Genomic DNA, 17,153 nt, shown 5'->3' on the forward strand with positions numbered 1-17,153 from the left:
CCCTTACTGCGCGGTCCAGCCGCCGTCCATGGCCCAGGCCACGCCACGCACATTGGCCGCTGCGGGAGAGCAGAAGAACAGGGCCAGTTGCCCGATGTCCTCGGTCGTCGTGAACTGCATGGAAGGCTCCTTTTCACCCAGGCACATGCGGGTGGCCTCCTGCTCGTCAATGCCCAGCGCCTGGGCCCTGTCCTGCACCTGCTTGAGCGCCAGCGGCGTGCGCACCCAGCCCGGGCAGATCGCGTTGCAGGTGATGCCCGAGGTCGCGGTCTCCAGCGCAGTGGTCTTGGTCAGCCCGACGATGCCGTGCTTCGCCGCGACATAGGCCGCCTTGTTCACCGAAGCTACCAGGGCATGCACCGAGGCGATGTTGATGATGCGGCCCCAGTTCGCGGCCCGCATGGCGGGCAAGGCGAGCCGAGTGGTGTGGAAGGCCGCGCTCAGGTTGACCGCCAGAATGGCGTCCCAGTGTTCGGCGCGGAAATCCTCCAGGGGAGCGACATGCTGGATGCCGGCGTTGTTCACCAGGATGTCCACCCTGCCGAACCGGTCGCTGGCGAAGCGCATCAGATCGGCGATATCCGAAGGCCTGGCCAGATCGGCAGGATGGTGTTCAACCCGGCCGCCCGGTGCCGCCACTTCCTGCATGGCGGCCTGCACGTCGCCAAAGCCGTTCATGAGCAGGTTGGCGCCCTGTTGGGCCAGGGCCTTGGCGATACCCAGGCCGATGCCGCTGGTGGAGCCTGTCACCAGGGCTGTTTTGTTGCTGAGACTCATGCTGTCTGTTGGTGTGGTGTTGCGGCAGAACAGGCAGGCTTGCGGATTACTTCCACAGAGCGCAGCGTGATTCCGCCTTGGTGGTGAAGACCTCTTCGCCCGGCATGGTGGCGATCCGCTTCACATAGTCCCAGGGCATGGTCGATTCGGCGGGCGCCTTGACCTGCATGAGGTACATGTTGTGCACATAGCGGCCATCGGGGCGCACATGGCCCTGGGCGTAGAAGTCCTTGAGCGGGGTCTTCTTGAACCAATCCATGACCTTGTCGGCATCCGTGGTCTTGAGGGCCTGCACTGCCTTGAGCCATTGCATGGTGGCCGAGTAGTTGGCCGCCTGGATGTCGGTGGGCATGCGCCTGGCCTTCTCGAAGAAGCGGCGGCCGAACTGGCGGCTCTCATCGTCGAGGCTCCAGTCCCAGCTGGTGGTGAACAGCAGGCCCTCGGCATTCTTCAGGCCCATGCTGTGCACGTCCACCAGGAACAGCATCAGGCTGGCGACCTTCATGCTCTTGCCGATGCTGAACTCGCGCGAGGCCTTGAGCGCGTTGATCATGTCGCTGCCACCGTTGGCGATGCCCAGGATCTGCGCCTTGGAGTTCTGCGCCTGCACCAGGAAGGACGAGAAATCCGCGGCACCCAGCGGGTGCTTGACGCCACCTATGACCTGGCCGTTGTTGGCCTTGATCACGCTCGTCGCGTCGCGCTGCAGGGCCTCGCCGAAGGCGTAGTCGGCGGCAAGGAAGAACCAGTTCTTGTAGCCCTGCTTGAGCAGTGCGCCCGCCGTGCCCTTGGCCAAGGCCGTGGTGTCCCAGGCGTAGTGGATGGTGTAGGGCGAGCACTGCTCGTTAGTCAGCGCCGAGGTTCCGGGGCCGTTGGCGATGAACACGCGCTTCTTTTCCTGCGCGAGCTTGGCCATGGCCAGGGCGGCGGCCGAGTTGGTGCCACCCACGAGCATGCTGATGTTCTGGGTGTCCATCCACTCACGCGCCTTGGAGGCGGCGATGTCGGCCTTGTTCTGGTGGTCGGCGCTGAGGAGTTCGATGGGCAGGCCGTTGACCTTGCCGCCGAAGTCGTCGATGGCCATCTGGATGGCCATGGCGCCGTTCTTGCCGTCCAGATCGGCGTAGGCGCTGGACATGTCGGTCAGAAAGCCGATGCGAATCTTGTCCTGTGCCTGGGTGGGCAGGCTCATCAGGCCAGCCAGGCCGAGCGCGATGGCGAGATGGCGGGAATGCAGGGACATACTTGTCTCCTTCGTGGGTAGGTGGGTGGGGGAGTGCCGTCACTTCCTTGGGGAACGAGGCGGAGCACGTGTCTGCGCAGCGCCGCCCCGGGGCACGGGCTTAGAAGGCGTGGCGCAGACCGACCATCAGGCCGGTCTGGTTCTGGCCCGCGACGGGCGCCAGCGCGGTGTTGCTCACGCCCACCGAGGGCGAGAAGCGCGCGTTGCCGTCGTTGCGCAGGGCGCCCACCGTGGCGTAGGCGGTCGTGCGCTTGGAGAAGGCATAGGTGCCGCGCAGCGCCAGCATCTTGCCGCCGTCGGCGCTGTCCTTGTAGTCGAAGTGGTAGTACTGAGCCTCCAGCGTGATGGCCTGCGTGACCGGGTGGGCCACGCCCAGCGACCACAGGTTGCTCTTGCGGTACGCATTCAACGCCGCGTCGTTCTTGCGCTGCATGTAGTTGGCTGTCAGCTTGGTCTGGCCGAGCAGGGTGTAGCCGCTCAGGGCCAGGCGCTGGTCCTTCTTGCCGCTCAGGTCGGCGGTGGCGGGCGTTTCGCGGCTGCCGTCCAGGCCCCGCTGCTCGTCGATCCAGGTGCCCACGCCCCAGGTGGGCGCGTCGTACTTCAGCACGGCGGACCAGGCGCGGCACTCGCTGCCCCGGCCGCGCTCGCCCGGGCAGGTCTGCGCATCCTTGCCCAGGCTGTAGAGCGCGCCCAGCGTGACGCTGCTGAACTTGCCGAGGTAGGCGATGGAGTTATCCAGGCGCGGGCCGGCCAGGTAGGTGTCGAACGCGCCCGCCCCGTAGATCTGCGCCAGGAAGATGTCGGTGTTGGCCGAGCCGGGGAGCAGCATGGAGTATTGGCGCCCCAGCGACACCGTGCCCCAGCCGCCGGACAGGCCGACGAAGGCCTGGCGACCGAAGGCGCGTCCACCTTGCTGCAAGCTGCCGTTGTCCGGGGCGAAACCCGATTCCAGCGTGAACACGGTCTTCAGGCCGCCGCCCAGGTCTTCGCTGCCACGCAGGCCCCAGCGCGAGGCGGCGGAGCCGGCGATGCTGGGCATGCGCGTGATGCCGCCGCCGGCGCTGGTGTGGTTGAGGTGCTCGACGCCTGCGTCGATCAGCCCGTAGAGGGTGACGTCGCTCTGGGCGTGCGCGGGGGCAGCCAGGGTGCAGCACAGGGCCAGGGTGCTGGCGAGTGACAGGGGGGTGCGTTGCATGGGATCTCCTTGGTTGTTTTTGTGGGGCGGGTGATTTGCTTACATCTTGCAGAGCGCAGAGGCGGCGGGCGCGATCGAAGCGGGATAGCTCTGCTCGATCACAGGGCGCAGCACGCCGTCGGCCATCTTCACGCGGGCGACGTAGTTGGGAATGAGCATCTGGTTGTCGGCCGCGCGCACGGTGGCCTTGCCGTACAGCGTGTCCACGGTGGCGCCGCGCAGGGCCTTGGTCACGTCTTCGGGCTTGACGCTCTTGGCCAGTGTCACGCCCTGGAACAGCACCATGGCGCCGTTGTAGGCCTGGGCTTCGGTGTCGGACGGCAGGCGGTTGTGCTTGGCCTTGAAGGCCGCCACGAAGGCCTTGGACGCCGTGGAATCGACGTCGGGCGTGTAGCCCACGTTGCCCGGCATGCCCTCCATCAGCTTGCCGGTGGCGTTGATGATGAAGTCGGACACCACGGCATGGCCGATCATCGGCGTCTTCAGGCCAAAGTCGGTGGCCTGCTTGAGGAAGGGGATGGCGCCCGCCACTTCGGCCACCCAGATGGCATCGACATTGGCGGCCTTGAGCTGCTGGATGTAGGGCGCGTAGTCCTTGGTGCCCATGGGCACGAAGAGCTTGAGCGACACCTTCTTGCCCTGGGCGTTGATGGTCGATTCGAAGGCCTTGGCCGAATCGTGGCCCCAGACGTAGTCGGCCGCCATGATGGCGAAATTGTTGCCCTTGATGGTCTTGGCCCACTCGCCGATCATCGCCAGGTCCATGGCGTCGGAGTGGTTGGTGCGGATGAAGCGGGCATTGCAGGCGTCCGTGGTCAGGCGGTCTGCCTTGGAGATGGTGCCGATCAGCGCCGCGTCCCAGCGCGCCAGGTTCTGGCTGATGGCCAGCGAGATCGACGAGGCGATGGGGCCGATCAGCAGGTTGTGGCCTTCGCGTGCCAGCTTCTCGGCGGCGCGGCGGCCGGCGTCGGGTGTGCTTTCATCGTCGCCCTCGGCCAGGAGGATCTTGCGGCCGTCCACGCCGCCCTTGGCGTTGGCCTCGTCCACGGCAAACTTGACGCCGCTGATGACATGCGCACCCATGGCTGAATAGGCGCCCGACTTGGTCGACACAAGGCCGATCTTGATGGGGTCCCTGGCCTGGGCCGCGGCGCCCAGGGGCAGTGCGGCCAGCAGCGCGGCTGCGGCGAGCATTTGGTGCATTCTTGTAGTCTTGAACATGCTTGTCTCCTGAAAAAAAGTACCGGAGAAGGTCCGGCGGCCGTTGTTGTCTGCGTTACACCATCACGTGCCGTTCGATGTCCTTGAGGCACTCGCGGGAGTTCTCCACCGGGCCCTCGGCCACCACCGTGCCCTTGGCCATGGCCAGGTAGCGCTGCGCCACGCGCACCACCAGGCTCATGTTCTGCTCGATCAGGAGCAGGGCCGTGCCTTGGCTGGCCACCCGGTTGAAGATGTCGGCAAGCTGGTCCACGATGACGGGCGCCAGGCCTTCGGTGGGCTCGTCGAGCAGGATCAGGTCGGGGTCGGCCATCAGCGCGCGGCCTACGGCCAGCATCTGCTGCTGTCCGCCCGACAGCGCCGTGCCCGGCGTGTGGGCGCGCTCCTGCAGGATGGGGAAGAGCTTGTAGATTGCAGACACGTTCCACGGCCCCTTGCGGCCCGTGGCGGCGCCCAGGAGCAGGTTCTCCTCCACCGTCAGGTTGGCCACGATGCGCCGCCCCTGCGGCACGACGACGATGCCGTGCTGGGCGGCGATGTAGGGCCGGGGACGCTGGACCGTCACGCCGCCGAACTGGATCTCCCCGGCGCGCAGCTGGGCCAGCCCCAGGATGGTGTTGACCACCGTGGTCTTGCCCACGCCGTTGCGGCCGATCAGCGCCACGCGCTCGCCGGTATTCACATGCAGGTCCAGGCCGTGCAGGATATGGGCCGCGCCATAGAAGGCGTGGGCGCCATGCAGGTTCAGCAAGACGCTCATGCGGCACTCCCCAGGTAGGCTTCGCGCACGCGTGGATCGGCGCGCACGGCCGCCGGCTCGCCACAGGCGATGACGCGACCGAGTTCAAACACGGTGACGGCGTCCGAGATGCCGAACACCACGTCCATGTCGTGCTCCACCAGCAGCACCGAGACTTCCCAGCGCGAGGTCAGCGCCTTCAGATGGCGCGCCAGGTCGTGCGACTCCTTCACCGACAGGCCGGCCATGGGCTCGTCGAGCATGAGCAGCTTGGGCCGACCCACCAGGGCCAGGGCCAGGTCCAGGCGGCGCTGCTCGCCGTAGCCCAGGTCCTCGGCGATGGCATGGCTCAGGCGGGCCAGGTCCAGCTCCTGGAGCACGGCATCGGCATCGGCGCCGGGGTCGGCCACGCCCATCTTGTAGGACGCCAGCTCCACCTGCTTGCGCACCGGCATACCGCCGAAGATGCTGGTGCGCTGGAAGCTGCGCGAGAGGCCGCGCTGGCGGCGCTCGACGGCGCCCAGCTGGCTCACGTCCTCGCCATCGAGCAGCACCTTGCCGCGCGTGAGGCGCCTGCGGCCGGTGATGGCGTCGATGACGGTGGACTTGCCCGCGCCGTTGGGGCCGATGAGGCCGCGGATCTGGCCTTTCTCCAGCGTCAGCGCGACGCCGTCGAGCGCCTTCACTCCGCCGTAGTGGATGGCCACGTCCTCGGCCTGGAGAACGTATGTGGTGGTCATGGGTGGCTGCCTTTCTTCAGGGGGCCATAGCGCAGGCGCTGGCGCAGGCGCTCCAGCGCGCCGGTGATGCCGTCGGGCGAGAACACGATCACCGCGATCAGCACCGCACCGAACAGCGCCATGGAGTGGGTGGCCCACTCGCCCAGCAGGTCCTTGAACAGGAAGTACAGGATGGCGCCCACGATGGGGCCCTGGACCTTCTTGAAGCCGCCCACCACGACCATCAGCAGGGTGATGGCCGAGACGCTCCAGTGCAGGTTTTCCGGTGAGACGAAGCCGGTGTTGAACACCGACAGCAGCCCAGCGATGCCCGAGACCACGGCCGACAGCGCATACACCAGGGCGCGCGGCACGGTGGTGGTGAAGCCAATGAAGCGGGCGCGTTCCTCGTTGTCGCGAATGGCCTCGGTGATGGCGCCAAAGCGGGTGCGCAGGATCAGCAGCAGCGCCACGGTCACCAGCACCATCAGCACCCAGGCGATCATGAACAGCGTGGCCGGCTTGAGCAGCAGCGACTGCGGCAGGCCGAACAGGGTGGCGGGCCAGTGGACGCTCATGCCGTCGGCGCCGCCGGTCAGGCCCCGTGCGCGCGAGGCGAGCAGGTAGGCCATCTGGCCGATGGCCAGGGTCAGCATGCCGAACGCAATGCCCGGCACCCGGACGATGACCAGGCCGATGAGGAAGGCCAGCACGCCGATGGCCAGCAGCACGGCCAGCATGGCCCATTCGGCCGGCATCCAGTCGAGTGCCAGGACGACGCCCATGCCATAGCCCGCCGCGCCGAAGAACAGCGCATGGCCAAAGCTGACCAGGCCGTTCTGCTTGAGCAGCACGCCCACGCCCAGGGCGAAGATGGCGTAGATGATGGCTTGGGTGAACATGCCCAGGAGGCTGCTGGACGTGGTCAGCAGCATGATGGCCGCTCCGGCCAGCAGGGCCAGGAGCGTGAAGAAGCCGGAGCGGATGGGTCCCATGGTTGCTTTCCTCGGCTTTCAGGTACGGTTGCCGGCCAGCCCGGAGGGCTTCCAGACCAGGATGGCGATCATGAAGAGGAAGGGCAGCAGCACCGACACTTCCGGCAGGTACACCGCCCCCACGGCCTGCATCATTCCAAGCAGCAGTGCCGCGATGAAGGCGCCGGCCAGCGAGCCCAGGCCGCCGATGACCACGACCACGAAGGAGTCGATCAGCACGTCCGAACTCATGTGCGGCGACAGCGACAGGAAGGGCCCCGCCACCACGCCGGCCAGGCCGGCCAGCGCGCTGCCCAGGCCCACCACGGCGGCGCTCAGCGCATCGGTGTTGACGCCCTGCATGGAGGTGGTCACCGGGTCGGTGCTGGCCGCGCGCACGAACAGGCCCGCGCGGGAAAAGCGCAGCCAGAGCGTCAGTCCCAGGGCCACTGCCGCGCCCACTGCGATCACGCCGAGCCGGTAGGCCGGCACCTCGTTGCCCAGCAGGTTGACCGAGAAGTTGAGCAGATCGGGTGTGAACAGGGACAGGTTGGCTTTGCCCCAGATGAAGACCACCAGGTCCTCCAGGATGAGCAGCAGGCCGAAGGTCACCAGCATCACGTTGAGCGGCTCGCGGTCCTGCAGCAGGCGAAAGCCATAGCGGTCGAGCAGCACGCCCACCACCGCCATGATGGCGGGCGCCACCAGCAACGCCAACCAAAAGTTGCCGTGCTGGGCCACCGAGTAGCCAAGGTAGGCGCCCAGCATGTAGAGCGCGCCGTGGGCAAAGTTCACCACGCGGCGCAGGCCGTAGATCAGCGCCAGTCCCGAGCTCATCACGATGAGCAGGGCGCCGTACACCAATCCGTTGAAAAGATTGATCGTCAACATGTTCTTGTCTCCTGTGCGGGTGCTCGGATCCACGTTGTGGCCACCGGCTACCCGTCTATTGCTATGTTGTTAATAGCTTGAAATTCTTATATTCATTGGCCTGGAGCGATGAAGCGCCTGGCAAACTACCGGGGCACCTCAGCGGTGCTGGAAGTCCGGCTTGCGCTTGTCCAGGAAGGCGTGCATGCCCTCGTGCGCATCGCTGCTCGCGAAGCGGCTGTACAGCGCGCGGCGCTCGAACAGGATGCCCTCGGTCAGCGGGCTTTCCCAGGCACGGTTCACCGACTCCTTGATGGCCGCCAGCGCGGGCAGCGAGAACGCCGCGATCTGCGCCGCCAGCGCCAGGCTGCGCTCCAGCAGTTCGGCGTCGGGCACCACGCGCGAAACCAGGCCGTAGCGGTCGGCCTCCTGGGCGTCGAGCATGCGCGCCGACAGGCACATGTCCATGGCCTTGGCCTTGCCGATGGCGCGCGGCAGGCGCTGCGTGCCGCCGGCGCCGGGCAGCATGGCGAGCTTGATCTCGGGCAGGGCAAAGCGCGCCGAATCGGCCGCCACGACGATGTCGCAGGCCAGCGCCAGCTCGCAACCGCCGCCCATGGCGTAGCCCGCCACGGCGGCGATCACGGGTTTTCGGACGGCGCGGATGGTTTCCCAGTTGCGCGTGATGAAGTTGCCCTGGGTGACGTCCATGAACGTCCAGTCGGCCATGGCCTCGATGTCGGCCCCGGCGGCAAAGGCCTTGCTGCTCCCCGTGATGACGATGGCGCCGATGCCGGGGTCGGCATCGAAGGCCAGGAGTGCCGCGCCCAGTTCGTCCATCAGTGCGTCGTTCAGGGCGTTGAGCTGCTGGGGCCGGTGCAGGGTGATCAGGCCCACGCGGCCGTGCGTTTCCACGCGGATCGGGCTATCGTCCGTCATGCGCTGTCTCCGGTGTGGCGGCGTGGTCAGCCGGGGGTGCGCATCAGCTCGCGCAGCTTGAACTTCTGGATTTTTCCGGACGGCGTGGCCGGCATGGTGTCGATCACTTCCAGCCGCTCGGGGATGTACTGCAGGGCCACCTTCTGGTCCTTGAGGTACTCCACCATGGTAGACAGGTCGAAGGTCTGGCCCGGCTTGGGCACCACCACGGCGCAGGCGCGCTCGCCCAGGCGCTCGTCGGGGTAGGCCACGATGGCGGCCATGGCCACGGCGGGGTGGCGGTAGAGCAGCGACTCGATCTCCACCACCGGGATGTTCTCGCCGCCGCGGATGATCACGTCCTTGCTGCGGCCGGTGATGCGGATGTAGCCTCGCGCGTCTATGCGTGCCAGGTCGCCGGTGTCGAACCAGTCTTTGGCGTCGGTCCCGTTGAGGTGCGCGCGGTGCAGGTAGCCGCCGAAGTTGGAGCACGAGCGCAGCATCAGCCGGCCGGTCTCGCCCACGGGCAGGTCATTGCCATCCACATCGACCACCTTGACCTCCACGCCGGGCAGCGGGCAGCCGTCGGTGGAGAAGGAGCGCTCGTCCTCGTCGTCGAGCTGGGTCAACGTGACGGCGCCGTTCTCCGTCATGCCCCAGGCGGACACGATCTTGGCTCCCAGCGCGACGCGGGCCTGCTCCACCAGCGGACCGGGGATGGGCGCGCCGGCGCACAGGAAGGTGCGCAGCGTGGGCACGCCCTGGCCCGTCTCGGTGACGGTCTTGGCCAGGTCGGTGAGGAACGGTGTGGAGGCCATGGTGAAGGTCACGCCTTCCTTCTGGACCAGTTCGATCGCCTTCTTGGGCTCCCAGATGTCCTGCAGCACCACGCTGGCCTTGAGCATGACGGGCATGATCAGTCCGTACATGAAGCCAGTCTGGTGCGCCATGGGCGAGGCCATGAGGATGATGTCCTTGGCATCCAGGTGCAGGCGCTGGGCGTAGGGGACGATGTTGGCCATCACCGTGTTGGCCGAGTGCATCACGCCTTTGGGCTCGCCCGTGGTGCCCGAGGTGTAGATGAGCTGCGTGATGTCGTCCGGGCCTGGGCGGTTGCGCGTGAGGCGGTTCCGCGCGTCAGGCGCCTGCTCCCATTCCGGGCCGCTCAGCAGCGCCTCGAAGCTGTTGGCGCCGGTGCCGTCCACCACCACCAGGTGCTGCAGGTGCGGCAGGCTGGGCTGCAGGTCGGTGACCATCTTTTCGAAATCGAAGCCGCGGAAGGTCTTGGGTGCGATCATGACCTTGGCTTCGCCATGCTTCAGCATGAACGACAGCTCGCGCTCGCGGAAGATGTGCATCAGCGGATTCATCACCGCGCCGATGCGGGAGCAGGCCAGGTAGGTCAGCGTGAACTGCCACCAGTTGGGCAACTGGCAGGCCACGATGTCGTTCTGGCCCACGCCCAGCCGCGTGAGGCCTACGGCGATGCGGTCGGTCATGCGCGCCAGCTCGGCGTAGGTGAAGCGCCGGAATTCTCCCGTTTCCACGCGCAATGCCGTCAGCGCAAGCTTGTCGGGGCAGGTGGCGGCGCAGGCGTCCAGGTCATCGTTGATGGTGCGGTCGTGCCAGAGGCCCTGGGCGAGCATGCGCTCACGGCGCGGGGGCAGCAGTACGGCGTCGAATTGCATGGTTTGTCTCCTTGATTTTGTGTGTGCAGCTTCAGGCGGGTACGTTCTTGCGTCCCGCCCGCGTCCGGGCGATGATGGTTTTCATGATCTGGGCCGTGCCGTCGCCGATCTGGAAGCCCAGCACATCGCGCAGGCGCTGCTCCATCAGGCCGCGGTCGTAGCCGCCGTGGCCGAAGCACAGCAGGCACTGGTGGATCACGTCGTAGGCCAGCTTGGGGCCCCACCACTTGGCCATGCCGGCCTCGGCGGTGTGGGGCAGGCCCTGGTCCTTGAGCCACAGGCCCTGCAGGCACAACAGGCGCGCGCCTTCCACTTCGGTGTCGTACTGCGCGAGCGGGTGCGTCACGCCCTGGAAGGCCGAGAGCGGCTGGCCGAAGGCCTGGCGCTCGGTGATGTACTGCCAGGTTTCGTCCAGCGCCACGCGCGCCACGGCCAGGCATTGCAGGCCGATGAGCGAGCGCGAAAAATCAAAGCCGTGCATCACCTGCACGAAGCCCTTGTTCTCGTCGCCCAGGCGGTGGCTGACTGGCACGCGCACGTTCTCGAAGAAGATCGAGCCGCGCCCGATGGCGCGCTGGCCGTGGCAATCGAAGCGGTTGGTGGTGATGCCGGGGGTGTTCATCGGCACCAGCAGGGCCGTGACGCCATGCGCGCCGGATTCGGGCGTGCCGGTGCGGCCGAAGACCACGGCGATGTCGGCCTGGTCGGCGGCCGAGATGGAGGTCTTCTCGCCGTTGATGACGTAGTCATCGCCCGCGCGCTCGATGCGCAGGCGCAGGTTGGCCGCGTCCGAGCCGCCGCGCGGCTCGGTCAGCGCGATGGCGCAGATGGCCTGGCCCTGGATGAGCTTCTGCAACCAGGGCTTGACCACCTCGGGCTGGCCGTACTTGGACAGGATCTGCGCGTTCAGCGAGGCCAGCAGGTTCAGGTAAGAAAAGCTCAGGTCGGCGCGCGCCATTTCCTCGTGGATCACGCCGGCCGCCAGGCAGCCCATGCCCAGGCCGCCGAACTGCTCGGGCAACTCGGGCACGATGAAGCCGAGCTCGCCCATCTCGCGCAGCAGGGCACGGTCCAGCACCCGGGTGCGGTCGCGCTCCTGGAAGCCGGGGGCGACCTTTTCCTGCGCGAAGCGGCGCACCGTCTCGGCCAGCGCCTGCAGGTCTTCGTTGATATAGGGGTTCGGGTTCATCAGGGGCTCCAGGGATGGCGCCGCCGTTCCGGGCCGTGCGCCGTTGATGGCAATGGCGGATGCGCTCAGTCGGCGACGATCTTGCGGTCGTTGATCAGTGTCGACAGAGTGGCGCCCTCGTCGGCCAGCAGCCTGCGGAACGGGGCCGTTTCCAGCGGCGTGGGCTCGGCGCCCAGGCTGTGGAAGCGCTCTTTGAGCGCGGGCGCTGCCAGGGCCTTCGTGATCTCGCGCGACAGGCGCTCGGTGATGTCGACGGGCACCTTGTTCGGTGCCCACACGCCGAACCAGATGTCCAGGCTGGCGCTCTTGATGCCCAGGTCGGCGTAGGTGGGCGCGTCCGGGAAGAACGGGGACTTGCGGTCGCTGGCCACGGCCAGCAGCTTGACCTTGCCGGCCTTGATGTGGGGGAAGGCGATGCCCGGGTCGAAGACGAAATCGGCCTGGCTGGCCATCACATCCTGCAGGGCCGGTGCGGAGCCGCGGTAGGGCACGTGCGTGATGAAGGTCCCGGTACTTTGCTTGAACAGCTCGCCGGCCAGATGGGGCGGCGTGCCGGGCCCCGAGGATGCGTAGTTGAGCTTGCCCGGCTGGGATTTCGCCAGGTCGATGAGCTGCTTGACGTCCTTGGCATCCATCGTCGGGCGCGCCACCAGGTACATCTGCATGCGCCCGATGCCCATCACGGGCGCCAGGTCGCGCGTGGGCACGATGTTGGACTTGAACAGCAGCGGGTTGACGGTTTCCACCGAGGTCGGCGCCACGAGGAAGGTGTAGCCGTCGGGCGCGGCGCGCGACACCTCGCTGGCGCTCAGCGTGCCGCTGACGCCGGGCTTGTTGTCCACAATGAACGTCTGGCCCACGGATTCGGAGAGCGATTGCGCCAGGGCGCGGGCCATCACGTCGGTGCCGCCACCGGGGGCGAAGCCCACCACCAGGCGCACGGGCTTGGACGGCCACGCAGCGGACTGGCTGGCGGCCGGCAGCGCGGCCGTGGCGAGAAATGCGGCGGCACCGAGGGCCAGGGTGCGGCGTCCGAGGCAGCACAGGCTGCGGTGGGGTGCGAGGGTGGTCATGGTGTCTCCTGTGTTGTTATGGCTGGCCGGCACTCAGGCCGGTGTCCGCCCACCCGGCCGGGCGGTGCGGTGTGCGGCGAAGGCCCGCGCTGGCGCGGGGGCCTTCGCCGGTGTGTGCTCACGGCGCATCACGCGCCTCCCTGGGCGGCCAACGCCGCGCGGATGGCCTGGACCGATTCAGGGTTGACCAGGGTGCTGAGGTCGCCCGGTTCGTCGCCCAGCCAGGCGGCGCGCACGACGCGGCGCATCATCTTCATGTTGCGGGTGCGCGGCAGGTCGTCCACCAGGACCACCTGGGCCGGACGGAAGGCGCCGCCGAGACCGGCCACGACGGCAGCCGACAGGGTCTTGAGCGCGCCCGCCGGGTCGATGCCGGGGCGCGGCACGCAGAGGCAGACCACCGCCGTGCCCTTGACCGCATCGGGCACACCGATGGCGGCGGCATCCTGGACCAGGCCGGTGGCCATCAGCAGCGCCTCGATTTCCGAGGGCCCAGTCCGTTTGCCGGCGATCTTGAGCGTGTCGTCGGAGCGGCCGTGCACGTACCACATGCCGTCGGCGTCGCGGCTGGCAAAGTCGCCATGCACCCACAGCCCGGGCAGGCGCGACCAGTAGCTCTCCAGGTAGCGCTCGCGGTCGTGCCACAACCCGCGCGTCAGGCCGATGCTGGGGCTGCGCATCACCAGCTCGCCCGTCACGCCGGGGCCGACGCTGGTGCCTTCCGCATCGATCACGTCGGCACCCGTGCCCGGCACCGGGCCGGCAAAGGCACAGGGCTTGAGCGGGTGGATCACCGTGCCGGTGAGGATGCCGCCCACCTCGGTGCCGCCGGAATAGTTGAGCAGCGGGACTTTTTTCTGGCCCACGCGCTCGAAGGTCCACTGCCAGGCCTCGGGCGTCCAGGGTTCACCGGTGGAAACGATGATGCGCAGCGAACTGAGGTCCAGGGCATCGAGCTCCGCGCCATCGAGCGACATCGACAGCCGCGCCACCGTGGGCGCCAGGCCCAGGTAGCTGACGCGGTGGCGCTCGATGAGGCGCCACAGGCGGTCGGGCTGCGGGTAGTTGGGCGCGCCTTCGGCCAGCACCACCGTGGAGCCCACCAGCAGGCCGCCGAACACCAGGATCGGGCCCACGAGCCAGCCCATGTCCGACATCCACAAAAAGCGGTCTTCGGGCTTGAGGTCCATGCAGATCGACAGGTCCAGTGCCGTCTTGACCGGGAAGCCGCAGTGCGAGTGCACCACGCCCTTGGGCTTGCCCGTGGTGCCCGAGGTGAACATCAGCAGGAAGGGGGCGTCGGCAGGCATGGCCTCGGTGGGCACGGCCGCGCAGTCGGCGGGGGCGCCGGCCACCAGCGCGTGCCACCAGTGGTCGCGCCCCGATTGCCAGCCGTGTTCGGTGGCCAAGTGCCCCAGTACGACCACATGGCGCACACCCGGGCACTGCTGCAACGCCTCGTCGGCGACTGCCTTGGCGCCCACCGGCTTGCCCCGCCGCAGCGAACCATCCACCGTGATCAGCGCAGCGGCCTGGCCGTCCGCCAGTCGTTGGGCAATGGCATCGGCGCCAAAGCCCGAAAACATGGGCAGCACGATGCCGCCGATCTTGGCCACGGCCAGCATGGCCGCGGCGGCCTGCGGCAGGTTCGGCAGGTACATGCCCACCACGTCGCCCCGGCCCAGGCCCAGCTGGCGCAGGCCCCAGGCCAGACGGCAGGTTTCACGGTCGAGGTCGGCAAAGGTCCAGGTGGTCACCGTGCCGTCTTCGCCCTCCCAGACCAGCGCCTCCTGGGCGTAGCGCGGCGTGCCCCGGCGCCGGTCGATGCAGTTGAGCACCACATTGGTGGTGCCGCCCACGCACCACTGCACGAAGGGCAGCCCCTCGCCCAGGTCCAGCACCTGTTCGTAGGGCTGCTCAAACCGGTAGTCGAGGAAACGGATCAATGCGTCGTTGAACCAGGCCGGATCGGCGGCGGCACGCTCGTTGAGCGCCTCGAAGCTGTCGACCCCGAGCGCCTGCATGAAGCGCGTGAGGTTGGCACCTTCGACCGTGGCGCGGTCGGGCCACCACACGGCCTCGGGCGGTTGCTTGACATCGGTTTGCATGGCGTCGATCCCGCAGGCCGTTACTTGAAGTACTTGCGGAACTCGGGCTTGCGCTTGTCCTTGAGCGCGTTGACGCCTTCGCGCGACTCTTCCGTGTCGTAGTACAGCTTGAGCGCGTACATGCCCAGGCCCGCGATGCCGGCCTGGTGGGCGGTGTCGGCGTTGAAGCTGCGCTTGGCGATGGCCAGGGCGGTGGGGCTGCGCTCGCACAGTTCCTCGCCGATCTTCTGCACCTCGGCGTCGAGCTGGTCGTGCGGGAAGCAGAAGTTGGCCAGACCCATGGCCACGGCCTGTTCGCCGCTGTAACGGCGGTTGAGGTACCAGATCTCGCGCGCCTTCTTCTCGCCCACCACGCGGGCCAGGAAGGCCGTGCCGTAGCCGGGGTCCACCGAGCCCATCTTGGGGCCCACCTGGCCGAACTGCGCCTTGTCGGAGCAGATGGTCAGATCGCAGATCGTGGCCAGCACGTTGCCGCCGCCGATGGCGAAGCCCTGCACGCGGGCGATCACGGGCTTGGGCACGTCGCGGATGGCGGTGTGCAGCTCTTCCATCGGCAGGCCGATGGTGCCGCGGCCGTCGTAGTTGCCGTTGTGGGCAGACTGGTCGCCGCCGGTGCAGAAGGCCCGGTCGCCGGCGCCGGCCAGCACGATGGCGCCGACGGACTTGTCGTACCCGGCCTTGTTCAGCGCGCGGATGATCTCGTCGCAGGTCTGGCCCCGGAAGGCGTTCATCTTGTCGGCACGGTTGATGGTGATCCAGGCCACGCCGTTGCGCACTTCGTACAGGATGTCTTCGAAATTCATGGTGTTCTCCACGGAAGGGGGTAAAAGGGTTGGCGGGTCAGCCGTGCATCGTCAGGCCGCCGGAAACGCTCAGCACCTGGCCGGTGACAAAGCTGGCGTCGTCGCTGCCCATGAAGGCGATGGCCGAGGCCAGGTCGTCGCCCTGGCCCAGGCGGCCCAGGGGAATGGCGCTCTTGAAGGCTTCGATCAGCTTGGCGGGGTCGCGCGCACCCTCGGCCACGCCGGCCAGCAAGGCGGTGTCGGTCGGACCGGGGCAGACCACGTTGACGGTGATGCCCTGGCGGGCATGCTCACGCGCCAGCGTCTTGGAGAGCGCCACCAGGCCGCCCTTGCAGGCGGAGTACACGGCTTCGCCCGACGAGCCACCGCGCGCGGCGTCGGACGCCACGTTCACGATGCGGCCGTACTTGCGTTCGGCCATGCCCGGCAGCACAGCGTGCAGCATGTGCAGTGCGCCGGTCAGGTTGATGGCGATCAGCTTGTCCCACTCTGCCGGCTCCGTCTTCACGAAGGGCTTGAAGATGTCCCAGCCGGCGTTGTTCACCAGCACATCGATCGGGCCCAGCTGTGCCTGCGTTGCGGCCACGGCCGCATCGACCTGCGCGCGATCCGTGATGTTGCACTGGAACGCTGCGGCCTGGCCACCCGCCGAGCGGATGTCGGCGGCCACCTTCTCGGCGGCCTCCAGGTTCATGTCGTACACGGCGACCTTGGCGCCTTCGGCCGCGAAGCGGCGCGAGGTCGCGCCACCGATTCCACCACCACCACCCGTCACCACCACGGTCTTGTTTTGAAATCTTTGCATATCGTTCTCCATGTATTGCCAAGCTTGCTATCGTCGGGAGCATGCGCCTTGCATTGTTCGTGCAATTAAGTAAAGATATTGTCATATCTATTTCTTGCGTATGCAAGAGCAGAATTCCGATTTTTTCAAAAACTATGGTTTTCCCTATGGAAAAAGCACTCGACACCCGTACCGATCTGGCGAACAGGGTCTTCTTTCGGCTCTATCAATGTGCAAACATGTTGCATAAAACAGGCACGAGAGCGGTGGAATCCGAAGGCCTGACGACGCAGCAATGGGCCGTGCTGGGCGCCTTGTCGAGGCCGCAGGTGGCCGAGGGGATGAGCGTGGGCGATCTGGCCCGCTATCTGATGGTGAGCCGGCAGAATCTGTCAGGACTGATCAGCCGCATGGAGCGCGACGGGCACATCGCTTCCGCGCCGGATCCACGGGATCGGCGCTCCCGTCTGGTCACGATGACCGAATCGGGTCGCAGGGTTTGGCTCGTGGAGGCCCAACCCAAGATCCACAACTACTACGAAGAGGCGCTTGCGGGTTTCTCGGTGAATGACATCACCCACACCCTGCACTACCTGCTCAAGCTGCTGGACAACATGCAGCGCATCGATGCCGCGCAGGGCGCGGCAGAGGGAGATGAGCCAGCTTGAGAAGCGTCAGGCCGGCAGTTCGCCCCCGATGACGGCGGCGGCAGGCCTATCTTCGCGCAGGCTGGGACCTCGCATCACCTGGATGCCACCCGCCTGGCCCGCACCTTCATCGGCCGCGCGGCAGCTGGCATAACCTGCGGGCTGGTTGGTCTAGGAACATGTTCACGATCTTTCATGGCCGCGC

General features: G+C 67.3%; 16 protein-coding genes. 1 reads left to right on the plus strand and 15 read right to left on the minus strand.

Annotated elements, in window-relative coordinates; all coding sequences use genetic code 11:
* Positions 1-3: 3 nt before the first annotated feature.
* The 15 genes from K225_RS0115205 to badH form a co-directional block, all read right to left on the minus strand.
* Entirely contained in the window at positions 4-777 is a 774-nt protein-coding gene (locus K225_RS0115205) for a 3-hydroxybutyrate dehydrogenase (RefSeq protein WP_026437203.1), read from the minus strand.
* Between the two features lie 46 nt (positions 778-823).
* On the minus strand, positions 824-2,020 hold the full coding sequence (locus K225_RS0115210; protein WP_026437204.1) for an ABC transporter substrate-binding protein: 1,197 nt from the start codon (positions 2,018-2,020) through the stop codon (positions 824-826).
* Between the two features lie 100 nt (positions 2,021-2,120).
* A complete protein-coding gene (locus K225_RS0115215; protein WP_026437205.1) occupies positions 2,121-3,215 on the minus strand; it encodes a porin in 1,095 nt (364 codons plus the stop codon).
* A 39-nt stretch (positions 3,216-3,254) separates the two neighbouring features.
* Entirely contained in the window at positions 3,255-4,409 is a 1,155-nt protein-coding gene (locus K225_RS0115220) for an ABC transporter substrate-binding protein (protein ID WP_238323246.1), read from the minus strand.
* A gap of 82 nt (positions 4,410-4,491) precedes the next feature.
* Positions 4,492-5,196 carry an ABC transporter ATP-binding protein gene (locus K225_RS0115225; protein WP_026437207.1) on the minus strand — a complete coding sequence of 235 codons (705 nt, stop codon included), beginning with the start codon at positions 5,194-5,196 and terminating at the stop codon, positions 4,492-4,494.
* A complete protein-coding gene (locus K225_RS0115230) occupies positions 5,193-5,915 on the minus strand; it encodes an ABC transporter ATP-binding protein (RefSeq protein WP_026437208.1) in 723 nt (240 codons plus the stop codon). The genes K225_RS0115225 and K225_RS0115230 overlap by 4 nt, the downstream gene beginning before the upstream one ends.
* Complete coding sequence (locus K225_RS0115235) at positions 5,912-6,889, minus strand: branched-chain amino acid ABC transporter permease (RefSeq protein ID WP_026437209.1); 978 nt, start codon at positions 6,887-6,889, stop codon at positions 5,912-5,914. The genes K225_RS0115230 and K225_RS0115235 overlap by 4 nt, the downstream gene beginning before the upstream one ends.
* An 18-nt stretch (positions 6,890-6,907) precedes the next feature.
* A complete protein-coding gene (locus tag K225_RS0115240) occupies positions 6,908-7,759 on the minus strand; it encodes a branched-chain amino acid ABC transporter permease (protein WP_026437210.1) in 852 nt (283 codons plus the stop codon).
* Positions 7,760-7,897: 138 nt separating this feature from the next.
* A complete protein-coding gene (locus K225_RS0115245; protein ID WP_026437211.1) occupies positions 7,898-8,677 on the minus strand; it encodes an enoyl-CoA hydratase in 780 nt (259 codons plus the stop codon).
* A 26-nt stretch (positions 8,678-8,703) separates the two neighbouring features.
* Complete coding sequence (gene aliA, locus K225_RS0115250) at positions 8,704-10,344, minus strand: cyclohexanecarboxylate-CoA ligase (RefSeq protein WP_026437212.1); 1,641 nt, start codon at positions 10,342-10,344, stop codon at positions 8,704-8,706.
* Positions 10,345-10,375: 31 nt separating this feature from the next.
* On the minus strand, positions 10,376-11,533 hold the full coding sequence (aliB, locus tag K225_RS0115255) for a cyclohexanecarboxyl-CoA dehydrogenase (RefSeq protein ID WP_026437213.1): 1,158 nt from the start codon (positions 11,531-11,533) through the stop codon (positions 10,376-10,378).
* A 65-nt stretch (positions 11,534-11,598) separates the two neighbouring features.
* Positions 11,599-12,606, minus strand: a complete 1,008-nt coding sequence (locus K225_RS0115260; RefSeq protein WP_051248996.1) for a tripartite tricarboxylate transporter substrate binding protein — start codon at positions 12,604-12,606, stop codon at positions 11,599-11,601.
* Between the two features lie 128 nt (positions 12,607-12,734).
* Positions 12,735-14,714, minus strand: a complete 1,980-nt coding sequence (locus K225_RS0115265; RefSeq protein ID WP_026437215.1) for an AMP-binding protein — start codon at positions 14,712-14,714, stop codon at positions 12,735-12,737.
* Positions 14,715-14,734: 20 nt separating this feature from the next.
* A complete protein-coding gene (gene badI, locus K225_RS0115270; protein ID WP_026437216.1) occupies positions 14,735-15,517 on the minus strand; it encodes a 2-ketocyclohexanecarboxyl-CoA hydrolase in 783 nt (260 codons plus the stop codon).
* A 37-nt stretch (positions 15,518-15,554) separates the two neighbouring features.
* Positions 15,555-16,322 carry a 2-hydroxycyclohexanecarboxyl-CoA dehydrogenase gene (gene badH, locus K225_RS0115275; RefSeq protein ID WP_026437217.1) on the minus strand — a complete coding sequence of 256 codons (768 nt, stop codon included), beginning with the start codon at positions 16,320-16,322 and terminating at the stop codon, positions 15,555-15,557.
* A gap of 134 nt (positions 16,323-16,456) precedes the next feature.
* Between badH and K225_RS0115280 the strand changes: the two genes are divergently transcribed.
* Complete coding sequence (locus tag K225_RS0115280) at positions 16,457-16,969, plus strand: MarR family winged helix-turn-helix transcriptional regulator (RefSeq protein WP_026437218.1); 513 nt, start codon at positions 16,457-16,459, stop codon at positions 16,967-16,969.
* Positions 16,970-17,153 lie beyond the last annotated feature (184 nt).

This window comes from Acidovorax sp. JHL-9 (assembly GCF_000426205.1).
Taxonomy (GTDB): domain Bacteria; phylum Pseudomonadota; class Gammaproteobacteria; order Burkholderiales; family Burkholderiaceae_C; genus Acidovorax; species Acidovorax soli.